Raw genomic sequence first — 15,350 nt, 5'->3', positions numbered from 1 at the left:
AATGACATTGAAAGAAACAAATTCAAGAAATTCAATTTGTAATCACTTTTGTGATTATATTTTGCGTAGTATTTTTAACTACTATTTTTCAGGGTTTCAATTTTAATTGGAAGCCGAATTAGGTTAAGTTAATAAGGGCGCGCGGTGAATGCCTTGGCACTAGGAGCCGAAGAAGGACGGCACTAACACCGATATGCTTCGGGGAGCTGTAAGTGAGCTTTGATCCGGAGATTTCCGAATGGGGAAACCCACTGTTCGTAATGGAGCAGTACATTTACGTGAATACATAGCGTATCTGTGGCACACCCAGGGAACTGAAACATCTAAGTACCTGGAGGAAGAGAAAGAAAAATCGATTCCCTGAGTAGCGGCGAGCGAAACGGGAATAGCCCAAACCAAGAGGCTTGCCTCTTGGGGTTGTAGGACACTCTACATAGAGTTACAAAGGAATGAGCTAGACGAAGCGATCTGGAAAGGTCCGCAGGATAGGGTAAAAGCCCCGTAGTCAAAAGTTCATTCTCTCTTGAGTGTATCCTGAGTACGGCGGAACACGTGAAATTCCGTCGGAATCTGGGAGGACCATCTCCCAAGGCTAAATACTACCTAGTGACCGATAGTGAACCAGTACCGTGAGGGAAAGGTGAAAAGCACCCCGGAAGGGGAGTGAAATAGATCCTGAAACCGCGTGCCTACAAGTAGTCAGAGCCCGTTAATGGGTGATGGCGTGCCTTTTGTAGAATGAACCGGCGAGTTACGATTACATGCAAGGTTAAGTTGAGAAGACGGAGCCGCAGCGAAAGCGAGTCTGAATAGGGCGAATGAGTATGTGGTCGTAGACCCGAAACCAGGTGATCTACCCATGTCCAGGATGAAGGTAAGGTAACACTTACTGGAGGTCCGAACCCACGCACGTTGAAAAGTGCGGGGATGAGGTGTGGGTAGCGGAGAAATTCCAATCGAACCTGGAGATAGCTGGTTCTCTCCGAAATAGCTTTAGGGCTAGCCTCAAACGTTAGAATCTTGGAGGTAGAGCACTGTTTGGACTAGGGGCCCATCCCGGGTTACCGAATTCAGACAAACTCCGAATGCCAATGATTTATGTTTGGGAGTCAGACTGCGAGTGATAAGATCCGTAGTCAAGAGGGAAACAGCCCAGACCACCAGCTAAGGTCCCAAAGTATTTGTTAAGTGGAAAAGGATGTGGCGTTGCTTAGACAACCAGGATGTTGGCTTAGAAGCAGCCATCATTTAAAGAGTGCGTAATAGCTCACTGGTCGAGTGACGCTGCGCCGAAAATGTATCGGGGCTAAACAAATCACCGAAGCTGTGGATTGATACCTATGGTATCAGTGGTAGGAGAGCGTTCTAAGGGCGTTGAAGTCAGACCGGAAGGACTGGTGGAGCGCTTAGAAGTGAGAATGCCGGTATGAGTAGCGAAAGATGGGTGAGAATCCCATCCACCGTATGACTAAGGTTTCCTGAGGAAGGCTCGTCCGCTCAGGGTTAGTCGGGACCTAAGTCGAGGCCGATAGGCGTAGACGATGGACAACAGGTTGATATTCCTGTACCACCAAACCACCGTTTGAGCAATGGGGGGACGCAGAAGGATAGGGTAAGCATGCTGTTGGTTATGCATGTCCAAGCAGTGAGGTGTGAGTGTAGGCAAATCCGCACTCTGTAACATTGAGCTGTGATGGCGAGGACTTAGTCCGAAGTTCCTGATTTCACACTGCCAAGAAAAGCCTCTAGCGAGGTGATAGGTGCCCGTACCGCAAACCGACACAGGTAGTCGAGGAGAGAATCCTAAGGTGAGCGAGAGAACTCTCGTTAAGGAACTCGGCAAAATGACCCCGTAACTTCGGGAGAAGGGGTGCTCTTTTGGGTGTATAGCCTAGAAGAGCCGCAGTGAATAGGCCCAGGCGACTGTTTAGCAAAAACACAGGTCTCTGCAAAACCGTAAGGTGAAGTATAGGGGCTGACGCCTGCCCGGTGCTGGAAGGTTAAGAGGAGTGCTTAGCGCAAGCGAAGGTGCGAATTGAAGCCCCAGTAAACGGCGGCCGTAACTATAACGGTCCTAAGGTAGCGAAATTCCTTGTCGGGTAAGTTCCGACCCGCACGAAAGGCGTAACGATCTGGGCACTGTCTCAACGAGAGACTCGGTGAAATTATAGTACCTGTGAAGATGCAGGTTACCCGCGACAGGACGGAAAGACCCCGTGGAGCTTTACTATAGCTTGATATTGAATTTTGGTGCAACTTGTACAGGATAGGCAGGAGCCTTAGAGCCCGGAGCGCCAGCTTCGGAGGAGGCGTCGGTGGGATACTGCCCTGGTTGTATTGAAATTCTAACCCATACCCGTAACCCGGGTAGGAGACAGTGTCAGGCGGGTAGTTTGACTGGGGCGGTCGCCTCCTAAAGTGTAACGGAGGCGCCCAAAGGTTCCCTCAGAATGGTTGGAAATCATTCGAAGAGTGTAAAGGCAGAAGGGAGCTTGACTGCGAGACCTACAAGTCGAGCAGGGTCGAAAGACGGGCTTAGTGATCCGGTGGTTCCGCATGGAAGGGCCATCGCTCAACGGATAAAAGCTACCCCGGGGATAACAGGCTTATCTCCCCCAAGAGTCCACATCGACGGGGAGGTTTGGCACCTCGATGTCGGCTCATCGCATCCTGGGGCTGTAGTCGGTCCCAAGGGTTGGGCTGTTCGCCCATTAAAGCGGTACGCGAGCTGGGTTCAGAACGTCGTGAGACAGTTCGGTCCCTATCCGTCGTGGGCGTAGGAAATTTGAGAGGAGCTGTCCTTAGTACGAGAGGACCGGGATGGACACACCGCTGGTGTACCAGTTGTTCTGCCAAGAGCATCGCTGGGTAGCTATGTGTGGACGGGATAAGTGCTGAAAGCATCTAAGCACGAAGCCCCCCTCAAGATGAGATTTCCCATTACGCAAGTAAGTAAGATCCCTCAAAGACGATGAGGTAGATAGGTTCGGGGTGGAAGCGTGGCGACATGTGCAGCTGACGAATACTAATCGATCGAGGACTTAACCAAATAGAATTTGAATATTTCAATGTCTTTTATCCAGTTTTGAGTGAACAAGCACTCATTGTCTAGTGATGATGGCGAAGAGGTCACACCCGTTCCCATACCGAACACGGAAGTTAAGCTCTTCAGCGCCGATGGTAGTTGGGGGTTTCCCCCTGCAAGAGTAGGACGTCGCTAGGCACTATAAGAAGTCGTTACCGAGTAATCGGTGGCGACTTTTTTTGTTGTATAAATTTTCAAATGGTTGTCACTTGGAATACTTACTTGGTTAATGAGAAGAGGACTTGATTTTGTGAGAATTAGATATAGTCTTGTGCTCAACTTGATACGACATTACCCGGGAAATAATTACATATACCGACATTAAGATGCAAATAATAATAAATTAAGTTTTTGCGTGTAATTTATTCTTGAAAAGTAATTTCTATAGTCCGGCGTGCAGTTATAAAGAGGCGAATGCCGCAGACTTTTGCATATTCATCAGCATCAAACCATCACAAGAATGTTACAGAGTATGAGGTTAATAATTGTGGGAGAATGGAAAGCAACTAAATATAAAATGAGTGAAAAATGCTATCCAGTCACATTTTTCTCTGTCCGATCAGAATTTTTTATTCGGTCACAAATGCAAAAATGCCCCTCCAATGAGGGGCTATTTTATATTTCACTCATTAATGCATGGGTATTGCCTTCTGTGTCTTTAAAGAATGTCATCCATGTTTCGATGTCATCCATCTTTGCAACCATATGTGGTTCGTCTATGAATATTGCACCTGCTTCTAGCATTCGTGCAACTTCTCCATGCAAATTATCCACTTTAAAATATAGTACAGAGCTTTTGTGGTCGAATTCTGCTGTTTCAGGTCTACTTAATAATAATCTTGTATCTTCACATTGAAAGAATGCTAAACCATCGATTTCAAATAATAAAGGTAATCCGATTACATCCTTATAAAATGTGACAGCACGTGCTACATTTTCTACATTTACTGCAACTTGTCCTAACTTCATATAAAATAACCTCCATCTCTTATATATAAATTCTAGATAATTGTCGATAACCCTTTTTAGTATTAAAAAATAAATTCTTAATTTAATTAAACCACATATCTAGAACGTGTTTTTTAATTGTCAAAATTAATTAGACAATTCAACATTTTTATAATATACTACATTACAACACTAATGTACCGATATGTTTGAATGGAGGTTTACCAAATTGAATCTAAATGCTAATAGTACAAAGCCTATCTATATTCAAATTTCCGAATGGATGGAGAATGAAATAATAGCCGATCGATTTCAAAGCGATGAGAAAGTACATTCTCAATACCAATTAGCGGACCTCTTCAATATTAATCCAGCAACTGCAGCTAAAGGGTTGACGATACTCGTGGAAGATCAAATTCTTTACAAGAAAAGGGGTCTTGGTATGTTTGTAAAACCAGAAGCCAAAATAAAGATTTTGGAAAAGAGACGAAGTGAAACGTTAGCGCATATGGTTAGAGAGCTTGTATTGGAAGCGAGAAGGCTCTCTGTGACAGAAGAAGAACTTATCCAACTAATTAAAAAATATGAGGAGGAACAAATGTGAGGGTGATTGAGTGTCAAAGGTTAAAAAAGCGTTATAAGCTAATGCATGCACTTGAAGATATAACATTTCAATTAGAAGATCATAAAATAACTGGCTTAATTGGACGCAATGGTGCTGGGAAAACAACTTTACTAAAAATACTAGCCGGATTTATTAAAGAAAGTGCTGGTGAAGTGAAAGTATTTTCTAACAATCCATTCAATAATTTGTGTGTATCAGCGAACAGTATTTTAGTAGACGATCAAATGAGCTTTCCGGATTCATTAACGTTGGGAGAAATTTTAGAAATGGCCCCAAGTTTTTATGCTAAATGGGATGCGGAGCTTGCTTCGCGATTATTTAATTATTTTAATTTGGACTCAAAACAGAAGCATTCAAAACTATCCAAAGGAACTCAAGCTACGTTTAATATGGTTTTCGGATTAGCGACACGTTGTCAGCTAACGATGTTTGATGAACCTACAAATGGAATGGATGAAGCAGTACGATCTGATTTTTACAGAGCATTGCTCAAAGAATATATAGCGTATCCTCGCTCTATTCTGATTTCTAGTCATCATTTAGCAGAAATAGAACATTTGCTAGAAGATATTCTTCTTATCCATAAAGGTAAAGTTGTATTTCATAAATCACTTGATGAAGTAAAAGAGTATGCTCTTGGAGTTCAGGGTCCCGCTGAGGTTGTAAAAAAGTGGATAGCACAAAAAGATATACTTCATACGAAACAGTTAGATGATCATCTTCAATATGCAGTTGTTAAAAATGAGAAACCAATTGAATCAGGGCGTATGGATGGTGTGACTATCCTATCTGTATCTGCGAGTGATGTTTGTATGTATGTGACGAGCGAATCGAAGGGAGGAATTGATGATGTTTTTAAGTAATAGTACATTAGGGGACGTAGTTAAAACTCAAGTGAAATTCAAGTTGAATGCATATATGGGTGCGGTTGTATCCTTTATTTTCATACAATTACTGGGGCTTTTACTTTCGATAAATGGTTCAGGTTCTATGGGAACGAGTATAAATAATATTTCTGTTCAAGTATCCGTGATTTCTTATGATATTGTTTTTATTTTTGTTGTAATATGGGCGCTTTTTGTAGGTAATTTAATAACTACGAAAGCATATCGCTATGACGATTTTTCGTTTGTAACAACTCGACTAAGTAATAACTTGGCAAACATCGTTGTTCTTTGTCTGCTTAGTGTATTTGCTGGAGTAACTACATTTTTATCTACTTATTTATTGCGCATTATAGTTCTTTTATTTAGCAATTTAGATTATGACAAAGGCCCGGGTCTTTTAGAAAATCCGATTAGTTCGCTTATTAATGTAGCAGTAATGATATCTGTAATTTTAACGATTTCGGCTGCGGGTTATTTATGGGGGGTACTTGTTCAAATTACTAAAATATTTATGATTCTTTTACCACTTTTAATAGTTGCAGTGCTAGCTACCCAGTTTGGTCAAACGTTTCTTCAGTACATCTTTATAGGAAATATTTCAATGTTAGTTTTAATGATTAAACTAATTTGTGTATCTATTGTACTTTTTGGGGTTGCCATTTTAAGCTCGAATCGATTGGAGGTTAGATCATGAGTAGTGTAGTGATTCTAACAATCCTTCCTTTTATCGGTATACTCTATCTTGCATGGCGTATTAACCGAGTAATAGGAAGTTCATCAAAACGAATTATTTTGACTGGGCGTTTCAATAAAAGGCTTATTTCCGCTTATGTAATCATTCTTTTATTGGCGGCGGTCGTATATGGATTCATACCTGCTACTGGTAATCGGGTGGTTTCTTCAAAAGAGTATCAGGGGTTTAAAGAGGAGAATGAGGTATTTGAACAAGCATTTAGAAATAATGAGGAAAGTAAACTAGATTCAAAGTTTTTAGTGGAAGAATGGACGCAACAATTAGAAGATGACACATTAGAAATAATTTTTCGTGGTTCATATAAACTAAATCTCAAAGTACATGTGGAATGGACTGATTCAAAGGAACAATTAGTAAAAGGTAAAGTGTATCGGACAAATATAATTAGGTACGAATTGAATATGACGGAAAAAATTCCAGTGTCCACAATTCAATTGGAGGATAATCATCTAGTAATAACGGAGCCCCAAAATAAAGAAGTGACTTTTTATAGCTTTTCCAATGAATTAGGATTACTTTCTAAAGAGATGTATTTGTCAGACTATGAACTAAGTAGGTTGGGAGGAGACACGTATATATACTTAAAAGTACCGAAACATATGAATGTTGTAGATAAAGATGGATTACAAATTTATTGAAAAAAATGCCTTGCTAGCCGAAAAGTGAGGCACTTTTTCTTTCAGTGTACACAGTATTAACCTAGAAGAGATAAATGGGCCGAGTACTTGTCCACAATTTGAGACAAGAGAAATTATTATGTTATGCTAATATAAAAATAGAAAAAGAGGAAGTATTCATGATTACACTTTCACCTTATGAAATGAAATATCGAGCTGCTTTAGAGGATTATCCACTTTCAAAAGAGCACTTAACCTTCACAGCACATCCACTTGAACTATTAGAACGAAGTGAAAACACGTCTACTTATTCACCAATTGTTATTTTAGAAAAAGGGCAAGTTGCAGGGTTTTTCGTGCTCGATATAGGTGAAGATAAATTTCATTACACAGAAATACAAGAGAGCATTTTACTGCGAGGTTATTCTGTACATCCAACTTATCAAGGGCGTGGAATTGCAATGATATCAATGGGACTACTACTCGAATATACAAGCGAAAATTTTCCTCAAGTAGACCAAATCGTACTTGGTGTTAACGAAGCTAATAAGGCAGCGCAATCAGTTTATTTAAAGGCAGGATTTATCGATGAAGGTAAGCGATTCAATGGTAGATCAGGTGTGCAAATCGCGATGTGCTTGAAGTTGTAGCAAGTTACTCTTTCAAGCGATACAGTATATCATCACCGTTATTAGGTGCTCCTCGACCATCTGTGTTATTTGTAACAAAGTAGATGTATTCTCCGTTAGAGAATACATCGCGTACACGTCCAAATCCAGTAATGGAACGCTCTACTTCTCCTGTCGATACATTCATTACTTTGACCGCTTCGTCACGAAGGGAAGCAACATATAACTTTCCTTTGTGAAATGTAATACCTGAAGGTGCCCATGTATCATGATCACCGGAGGTAATAATAGGTGATTCCAATCCATCCTTCGTTTCTGTCCCTTGGATAATTGGGTATCCGTAGTTTTTACCTGGTTCTATTCGATTAATTTCATCCATTGCAGTTTGTCCATGTTCAGTCTCGAAAAGTGTTCCATCCTTATCCCAAGCGAGTCCTTGTGGATTGCGATGTCCGGTAGTATAGATTTCGAATGTTTCACCTTCCCTCATTCGTAGTATCTTCCCGTTAAGAGATTTTGCATCTTGTGCATTAGATGGATTTCCTGCATCACCAATCGTGACATATAAGTACCCATCCGGTCCAATTGCTAGTCTGCCCCCATGATGAATATTACCTGTAGGTATACTGTCTAGATGAATGGCAACTTCCTTCCAAGAATTGTTTTCCTGTCTAATTGTTACTACTCGATTGAAAGAATCTCCATTCTGATTGTATGTGTAGTATGCGAATGCCTCATGTGAATCGTCAAAATCATTCTTTAATGCAAACCCGAGTAGACCTGCTTCCGAAGCATTTGACAAATCATTAGTAAGTTTCACTTCTTTATGAACAACTTTTCCATTACTCGTAATTTCTGCTATAGTGCCCACACGTTCAGATATATAAAAAGAATCTCCATGTTTATTTATGGACCAAGGCGTATTTAAATTTGTCGCGACTTTTTCGGCAGTTATATTTTCACTTGTACAACCGAATAAAACAAATGACAACAGTAATAACCTTTTCATCTGAATCCCTCCTATATTAGTACTTCCACTTTTTTCATCATTTCTCCTTCTAAAGTTAATAAGTTTTTCAAATGTAAAACGATAAATACTATTGAATTTACTTATTGTATATCGAGAGGTATGCTAAATCTACATCAGAAAGAATGGAAAGAAGGCTTTATTATGGAATTCATCCTCTTTTTTATTGTCGGAGTTGTTGGCAATGTCGTCGGTACACTAGTCGGAGGCGGAGGACTCATTAGCTTACCAACGATGCTACTTATGGGGCTACCCGTGCACTCAGCAATAGGTGCGAACAAAGTATCCAATACAGTTAGCTCGCTATCTAGCTTTCTCGTTATTTTTAAAGGGAAAGAAGTTTCGGTAAAAGAGGCATTATCTGTTCTTGCATTTTGTTTAGGGGGAGGTATTTTAGGTGGTCTAATCGCATCCTTTTTAAGGGTGATACACTAACTATCATTGCCATCGTATTATTAAGCTTTGCATTTATCACTTCTTTTATGGGAAAAGGAAACTTTGAAGGTACAGAAGACTTTCGTTTAAATAAAAAAATAGCACCTGCATTACTTGGAATAGGAATGTACGACGGTATGTTTGGACCAGGGAGCAGCACGCTAGCACTTTACTTATATGCGAGTCAAAAGATCGCTTATATTCGTGCAGTGGGTTTAGCAAGAATCGGTGTTTTTGCCAGTTGCTTTGGAGCTTCCATTACGTATATTTCTACAGGGAAAATTATCTGGCCACTCACTATTGCATTAATGCTTGGAGCGATTGTAGGTGCTCAGCTTGGGGTCCGACTAGCTCGCAAATTAAAATCAGAACAAGTAAAGCCATTACTGAGATTGGTTACGGTTTTATTGATTGTGCAAATTGTAGCGGATTACTTAAAATAATTAGGTTGGGGTAAATATTCAAGCCCTTTTGAATAGAGCAAAAATAAATGAAAGAGCTCCTAAGAGGAAAATCAAAAAAAGCTGTCCCTAGGTCAACATAATGACTCATGGGACAGCTCACTTTTTTTATGTTATTTCAACTCAGCCAACATCTCACCAAGTTTATTCACACTAGCTGTTTCTTCGGCAACCGTCGTTTTCAACAGTTCTTTTTCATTCACTAGTGCGCTATTCAGTGTTGCAAGCTCTGCTGACACATCCACATCAGTTTGTTCTCTTTTTTCCTTCAACGAATTAATCGTGTCAAATAAGTCTTCGTGTCCCATGATTCTATCCGCACCCCACATAAGTTTTTCTTTTGGAGCTTTTAATACATAGTCCGTAAAATAGTTGTATACTTCATTATCGAAGTAATAGGCGTACCAGTTGTTATCGATTGTAAACAAGTAATCGTCTAGAGGAGTAGCAATATCGCCTTTTTCTAGTGCATCGATTGATAATGACAAGTTTTCAATGTTAGTTTGTGCATGTTTGTGAGGGAAAATTTGTTCGTCTTCCCAAGTTAAACGAACAAATTGATCTTCTGCATATTTAAATGCAGCAAGTAATCCACTGTTCAAATCACGACTTTCTTCATATAACTTCTTAGCTGAATCCGAATCGCCTTTAGCTAGAGCAGCTAAGTAATCTTCATTTACTTTCGCAACTTTTGCATTTACTTTTTCTGCAGTTGCAATTGCGCTGTCAATATCACTAACTAGCTTGTCCGATGACACGCCAGCTTGTTTAAATACATCCGCATTAATGTCTTCTTTCATTGCATTTAAGCGAGTGGTGAAATCAAGTGGAACGACAGCTGTTTTATCATAATGCATTGCTAGTAAACCATATAAGTTTAAATGGAATTTGTAGGCATTCATATTATAAGGGCCTTCATTATCAAATTGTGAGTGATAATGTGAATGCATAAACTCACTATCTTGGAAATCATTACGGAGCGCAGGAACACCCGCGATACCAAACGAAAAGTCATCTGACCAAGTACGCAGTGGAGAAACAATGGAAATGCCATCTTTATATACTCCATCTATGCTTGGTACTGTTTTTGCAAACTTTGTTAAATAATTATTTAACTCATAAACGGAACGAATTTCATCTTGTGTTGTATGTTCATAAGCAGGAAGTTCAAAGTTCATATTGGCAAATGCTTTTCCAACCCATTCAGGATGCACGTTGAAAATTTGGTTGTATGCACCTGTTGACCAGTCGTAACGAGAGTTAGAAACGCCCCATTCTTCTGCAGCTAGTGCATTGAAAATTATCGTTTTTTCTGGTTGGTATCCGCTATCGACTAATCCTTTTGCTACACCCATTAATAATCCAATCGCTGCGTTATCATCTTCAAATCCTGAAAAATACGAATCATAATGCGCTGATAAGATGATATATGATTCCGGGTCTTTCCCGATAATTTTACCGTAGTAGTTATACGATTTGCCATCCATTTTCACAGTAGATTTCGCATCGAACTTCACTGTAAGCTTATTTTTACTTGCTTCTAGTGCTTTCTTTAAACTATTTGCGTCCGTTTGGGACATTGAAAATGCAGGTGCATCGTCTGGTCCACATATATCTTGTGCATTTAATGCATCTGGATCAACTTCCGCATAACCAGCTTCTTGAACAGCAATTACCGCAGCTGCCCCTTTTAAATGTGCTTGATAAGCAGGATAGTTAATCCACCATTCTTCTCGTTGATTAATATCAATTAATACAAGCTTACCTTTAACATCTAATCCTGCAAGATCATCTGCTGTTCCCTTTCCAGCATAGACCACATCGAGTTCCTTTACGCCATTTGTATCGAAATTAACTTGGTATCCACCTAAAACAGCGAGGTGTTCTTTGCCGTTTTCATCCGTAAAAGTTAAATCAGCTTTTTCGAATTCCCATGAGTCCACTTTGAACTCATCTTTCGTAACTTCGGAAAGCCCAATTTTTTTCATTTCGTTTCCAATTTTTTCACCAGTTTTCAACTCTGCTTGAGATCCAGCAGTGCGATAACCAAGTTTTTCATTTGATTTAAATTCTTCTAGACTTTTAGTGAAATTATAAGCATAGTCCACGTCTTCAGAAGAAAGATAATTGCTATTTGCATCCTCAACAGATACAACTTTTTCATCTTTGGAATTTTCTTTATTCACATTTGTAGATTCTTCTTTTGGGGTACAAGCCACTAACGACATTCCGACTAGCATAATTAATGTCAGGCTGCTAATAATCTTCTTCATTCATCACATTCCTTTTATATTATTTTAGAACTAGATAATTAAACGACAAATAGAAGACAAAGGCAATATTATTTTGAAATAATATATATCTACTATAGTATTCATTTCCCTATAAAGTTAATAGTAAACTGTGATAATCTAAGTAGCAGAAAGTAAAACTAAGGAGGAGCAGCAAATGCTAAAAAAACTCGCATCAGACGCTTTAGGACTATCGGATATCGGAGTTGTTGTACCAAAATCAGACTTTGACAAAACAGAGGCAGACGATTTTGTTATGCACGAAACAGGGGAAGTGATCTATTTTCTTATCAAAACAAAAGCGGACGAGTACTGCTTCACAAATAAAGCGCTTATCCATGTAGATGGTAAAAATGCAATTAGCAAGAAGAGAATGCTTAGAAGATACGATTATGTTTATCATCCAATTACAGAAGTTGCACTTGAGACTGCAGGAACGATCGATCTAGATGTTGAAATCAAATTCACGATTGGCAATATTCCGCTATCCATAGATATACACAAAAAGTTCGCAACGGAAATAAAAGATCTATACAAGGTAATTCACGCTATTTCTATGGAAATGAAAGAAAATGCAAAGAAATACGAAATTGCTCAAAGCAGCTTAAACTATGCCGCACAATCCATCGGCAAAATGGAATCACGGGAAGTAACGCCAGCCGGCTCATTCGAAGAAATAACAAGATTTGCAACAGACTGGATGATGGACCAAAAACATAAATACGTAAAAAAGGATTTTGCTGATTTATTTGAGTTGTATATTAATCAATGAAAATAGAGCTCTTGCCATGGCACGAGAGTAAAGGAAAGTCCGTAGAAGTAATAACAGATTTGTAGAAAAAGTGAGAGAAATACTAAATGCGTAGGTTCGATAAGGTTTACGAAAGGATTTACCCTCTTATATGTAGAATTCATAAGTAAGGGGGGATTCAATTGGAGAAAAAATCGCTAGTAGCACCAATTTTATATGCCATTTTTGCACTTTTTGGAATTTTCTTCATTACTATAGTGATTCTATTTATCATGCTTTTAACAGGAAAAATATATTATATTGCATTAATCATTATAGGAGCAGTAGTGTTATATGTCTTTAATGTATTAACCCTTTTCCATTTTTTCAAAACAAAGAAGCGGAAGATGATGTTTGGTACCATTGCGGGAGTTGCTATTTTAATGAGTGCCATCTCTCCTATGCAGCATGCATATACGAACCGACTTCCTACTGTGGATGCGGAAGTAAAAATTAATAAATACGAGCCGTTTACAAATTCGCAAAGAGTTGCGATTTTAGAGCAACAAGCGACATTGCAGCTAACAGATAATTTGCCGAAAATGGACGGTGCGACGGCACTTTATCCTTTGTACGCATCATTTGTTCAAGCAACCTATCCTAAAAAGGATTATTCTCCTTACGACAGTGATGTGATGGTCAATACGACACCAGATGCATATAGCAATCTATTCAACGGCAAGGTAGATATGATTTTCGTAGCTTCTCCTTCTGAGGCACAGAAGAAAACGGCGGAGCAAAAAGGTTTGGAACTAAAAATGACGCCAATTGGTCGGGAAGCTTTTGTCTTTTTCGTCAATCAAAAGAATCCTATTGACGGACTAACGATTGAGCAAATACAGGCTATCTACGCCGGCAAAGTGACGAATTGGAAAGACGTAGGTGGCAAAAATAATACAATCCGCGCATTTCAGCGTCCAGCGGATAGCGGAAGCCAGACAGCACTGGAACATTTAATGGGAACTATCCCTATAAAGGAAGCTCCGTCGGAAGATATTGCGACAGGAATGGGCGGTATTATTAATGAAGTATCAAAGTATAAAAACTATAAAAATGCAATCGGCTATACATTTAGATTCTATTCAACAGAAATGGTGAAAAACAATCAAATAAAATTATTAGAAATAGATGACGTCGCACCAACGCAAGAAACTATTCTGTCTGGTGCATATCCAATTACATCAGAGTTTTATATAGTCACTGCAGGAACAGAAAATCCGAATGTGGAGAAATTGATCGAATGGATATTGTCACCACAAGGCCAAGGGTTAGTTGAAAAAACTGGTTATGTACCTATAAGTGAATGACACGGGCTCCTAGCATTATGGTTAGGAGCTCGTTTTATGTTTTATAGCAAAAAACTTAACTAAAAATCCATTTTATGGACAATATATTACAAGTGCCAGGCACCTGTAATGCCAGGCACCTGTAATACTATAGGACCTTTTGGTATACTAATAGCAATAAAATAGAAGAATCTAATAGAAGTAGAATTGGTAGTGCATATTCCTGCACTAAGCAAATCCCAATTAGAATGGCCAAGTTCGTTTAGCTCGTCCTTTTATAAATCCTAGAAATCCACTAGACGTATTAGAACAATAGTAAATAAGAAAAGGGGAAACAAAATGCAAACAACATTTTTAAATAAAATAACACCGTATATAAACGATGAAGAGAAAATTGTACGAGAGTTTGCATCTTTTGCATTGCACGAATTTCCGTATACGCCAGCAGAAGTTGTAAATGAGCTGCTTACGAATGCACTCCATGCAGAAAAGGAGGAAAGAAACTTCCTATTAATCTGGGGTCAGGAGAAAAATGTTAATGAAAAATCCTTTCCGATCTTACTAGAGCTACTCGAAAAAGTACCAACAACACATCGACATTTAGTACTACAATACATTATGAATCTACCTGCAAAATTAATAGTAGAGAATGAGGATAAACTTACTCCTTATATCGGAGAGGAATACATTTCGTTTTGCCAATCATTATTGTCGGCTGATGAAGACACACTTTGGGATGCGTATATGGAGATGGTTAGAAACATCGAAGGAGATGCCTTTAATGCGCTTGAGTTCCAAAAAGCGAAAAAGATGCAAGAGGTACTTATAGAAAAAGGTTCTTATAATGCGCAAGAAGTTGACGTTATCCTTAAAAACGAATTGGAGGACGATTGGTTTTCTATCTATGGGATTTTAGGTGTGAGAGCAGTTGGTATTTTACAATTAACTGAGCATATTCCGACCCTTGCAAGTTTACTTGAACGTGATGAAGATATTTTGTTAGAAGAAGTGGCGGAGTCATTAAGTAAGTTTCAATCAGATGAAGTTGTACATGCAGTAGCTCCATATGCAATGAAGGAAGACACGTGTATATTCGCATTGGGAATCTTGAAAGAAACAAAAACAAAAAGCGCCGAAGATGTATTAGTGAAGTGCTATCCAAAGTTAGACGAAGCTGGAAAAGAACTAGTCCTTGAATCTCTTGCAATACATTTTTCAGAAAAAGCATTTCCTCTTATGGAGGACTTCTGGAACAAAGAATATTTTGGCGGGATGATCGAGCTAGAGCACATGTTGTATAGTTTTTATAAAATTATGGGGCGTACCCATCCGGATATGGAAGACTGGAAAGCACTCGCATTCGAGAGCGAAGCTCATTTTAAGCAAACGATTAAAAAATTAGAACCAGCTGTTTCCGAAAAAATAGGCAGAAACGACCCTTGTCCATGTGGAAGTGGCAAAAAATATAAGAAGTGCTGTGGCTGATAAAGTCAAAAATTATTAATGCATTTAACT

The 15,350-nt window shown here is 39.1% G+C and carries 12 protein-coding genes, 2 rRNA genes and 1 pseudogene; 12 read left to right on the top strand and 3 right to left on the bottom strand.

The window, feature by feature from the left end; genetic code table 11:
• Positions 1-121 precede the first annotated feature (121 nt).
• A 23S ribosomal RNA gene (locus ACEPXG_RS16470) occupies positions 122-3,049 on the top strand.
• Positions 3,050-3,107: 58 nt separating this feature from the next.
• Positions 3,108-3,223, top strand: a 5S ribosomal RNA gene (rrf, locus tag ACEPXG_RS16465).
• A 477-nt stretch (positions 3,224-3,700) separates the two neighbouring features.
• On the opposite strand, the gene ACEPXG_RS16460 is transcribed toward rrf, so the two are convergent.
• On the bottom strand, positions 3,701-4,054 hold the full coding sequence (locus ACEPXG_RS16460) for a VOC family protein (RefSeq protein WP_391204781.1): 354 nt from the start codon (positions 4,052-4,054) through the stop codon (positions 3,701-3,703).
• A 208-nt stretch (positions 4,055-4,262) separates the two neighbouring features.
• Between ACEPXG_RS16460 and ACEPXG_RS16455 the strand changes: the two genes are divergently transcribed.
• The 5 genes and pseudogenes from ACEPXG_RS16455 (at position 4,263) to ACEPXG_RS16435 (ending at position 7,566) form a co-directional block, all read left to right on the top strand.
• Positions 4,263-4,637, top strand: a complete 375-nt coding sequence (locus tag ACEPXG_RS16455; RefSeq protein WP_391204778.1) for a GntR family transcriptional regulator — start codon at positions 4,263-4,265, stop codon at positions 4,635-4,637.
• Positions 4,638-4,729: 92 nt separating this feature from the next.
• A pseudogene (locus tag ACEPXG_RS16450) lies at positions 4,730-5,521 on the top strand (ATP-binding cassette domain-containing protein); the annotation flags it as partial.
• A complete protein-coding gene (locus tag ACEPXG_RS16445; RefSeq protein WP_391204775.1) occupies positions 5,505-6,239 on the top strand; it encodes a hypothetical protein in 735 nt (244 codons plus the stop codon). The pseudogene ACEPXG_RS16450 and the gene ACEPXG_RS16445, both read left to right, overlap by 17 nt.
• Positions 6,236-6,937, top strand: coding sequence for a hypothetical protein (locus ACEPXG_RS16440; protein WP_391204772.1), 702 nt, complete (start codon positions 6,236-6,238; stop codon positions 6,935-6,937). Before ACEPXG_RS16445 ends, ACEPXG_RS16440 begins: the two co-directional genes overlap by 4 nt.
• Positions 6,938-7,095: 158 nt before the next feature.
• Entirely contained in the window at positions 7,096-7,566 is a 471-nt protein-coding gene (locus tag ACEPXG_RS16435; RefSeq protein WP_391204769.1) for a GNAT family N-acetyltransferase, read from the top strand.
• A 4-nt stretch (positions 7,567-7,570) separates the two neighbouring features.
• Here ACEPXG_RS16435 and ACEPXG_RS16430 read toward each other — a convergent pair whose 3' ends face one another.
• The gene (locus ACEPXG_RS16430; protein ID WP_391204766.1) at positions 7,571-8,554 is read right to left on the bottom strand and encodes a PQQ-dependent sugar dehydrogenase; all 984 of its coding nucleotides are present in this window, start codon (positions 8,552-8,554) and stop codon (positions 7,571-7,573) included.
• A gap of 120 nt (positions 8,555-8,674) precedes the next feature.
• Between ACEPXG_RS16430 and ACEPXG_RS16425 the strand changes: the two genes are divergently transcribed.
• Together ACEPXG_RS16425 and ACEPXG_RS16420 are read left to right on the top strand one after the other, a co-directional pair.
• Positions 8,675-9,007, top strand: a complete 333-nt coding sequence (locus tag ACEPXG_RS16425) for a TSUP family transporter (RefSeq protein ID WP_391204763.1) — start codon at positions 8,675-8,677, stop codon at positions 9,005-9,007.
• Positions 9,008-9,054: 47 nt separating this feature from the next.
• Complete coding sequence (locus ACEPXG_RS16420) at positions 9,055-9,450, top strand: sulfite exporter TauE/SafE family protein (RefSeq protein ID WP_391204760.1); 396 nt, start codon at positions 9,055-9,057, stop codon at positions 9,448-9,450.
• A 131-nt stretch (positions 9,451-9,581) separates the two neighbouring features.
• On the opposite strand, the gene ACEPXG_RS16415 is transcribed toward ACEPXG_RS16420, so the two are convergent.
• Positions 9,582-11,741 carry a M28 family peptidase gene (locus ACEPXG_RS16415; protein ID WP_391204757.1) on the bottom strand — a complete coding sequence of 720 codons (2,160 nt, stop codon included), beginning with the start codon at positions 11,739-11,741 and terminating at the stop codon, positions 9,582-9,584.
• A 175-nt stretch (positions 11,742-11,916) separates the two neighbouring features.
• Between ACEPXG_RS16415 and ACEPXG_RS16410 the strand changes: the two genes are divergently transcribed.
• From ACEPXG_RS16410 to ACEPXG_RS16400, 3 genes are all read left to right on the top strand, one after another.
• The gene (locus ACEPXG_RS16410; RefSeq protein WP_391204754.1) at positions 11,917-12,531 is read left to right on the top strand and encodes a PH domain-containing protein; all 615 of its coding nucleotides are present in this window, start codon (positions 11,917-11,919) and stop codon (positions 12,529-12,531) included.
• Between the two features lie 161 nt (positions 12,532-12,692).
• Complete coding sequence (locus ACEPXG_RS16405; RefSeq protein WP_391204751.1) at positions 12,693-13,856, top strand: PstS family phosphate ABC transporter substrate-binding protein; 1,164 nt, start codon at positions 12,693-12,695, stop codon at positions 13,854-13,856.
• Positions 13,857-14,174: 318 nt separating this feature from the next.
• Positions 14,175-15,320 (top strand): SEC-C metal-binding domain-containing protein, encoded by a 1,146-nt coding sequence (locus tag ACEPXG_RS16400; protein ID WP_391204748.1) that lies wholly within the window; start codon positions 14,175-14,177, stop codon positions 15,318-15,320.
• Positions 15,321-15,350: the final 30 nt, after the last annotated feature.

It is taken from the genome of Psychrobacillus sp. L4, from assembly GCF_042944905.1.
Classification (GTDB): Bacteria; Bacillota; Bacilli; order Bacillales_A; family Planococcaceae; genus Psychrobacillus.
Note: the sequence above shows the minus strand (reverse complement) of the source record. Positions and strands in the feature narration are given on the sequence as shown.

Coding starts and splice junctions, on each gene's coding strand:
- ACEPXG_RS16460 (WP_391204781.1), bottom strand. CDS start 4,054: ATGAAGTTAGGACAAGTTGCAGTAAATGTAGAAAATGTAGCACGTGCT.
- ACEPXG_RS16445 (WP_391204775.1), top strand. CDS start 5,505: ATGATGTTTTTAAGTAATAGTACATTAGGGGACGTAGTTAAAACTCAA.
- ACEPXG_RS16440 (WP_391204772.1), top strand. CDS start 6,236: ATGAGTAGTGTAGTGATTCTAACAATCCTTCCTTTTATCGGTATACTC.
- ACEPXG_RS16435 (WP_391204769.1), top strand. CDS start 7,096: ATGATTACACTTTCACCTTATGAAATGAAATATCGAGCTGCTTTAGAG.
- ACEPXG_RS16430 (WP_391204766.1), bottom strand. CDS start 8,554: ATGAAAAGGTTATTACTGTTGTCATTTGTTTTATTCGGTTGTACAAGT.
- ACEPXG_RS16425 (WP_391204763.1), top strand. CDS start 8,675: ATGCTAAATCTACATCAGAAAGAATGGAAAGAAGGCTTTATTATGGAA.
- ACEPXG_RS16420 (WP_391204760.1), top strand. CDS start 9,055: ATGGGAAAAGGAAACTTTGAAGGTACAGAAGACTTTCGTTTAAATAAA.
- ACEPXG_RS16415 (WP_391204757.1), bottom strand. CDS start 11,741: ATGAAGAAGATTATTAGCAGCCTGACATTAATTATGCTAGTCGGAATG.
- ACEPXG_RS16410 (WP_391204754.1), top strand. CDS start 11,917: ATGCTAAAAAAACTCGCATCAGACGCTTTAGGACTATCGGATATCGGA.
- ACEPXG_RS16400 (WP_391204748.1), top strand. CDS start 14,175: ATGCAAACAACATTTTTAAATAAAATAACACCGTATATAAACGATGAA.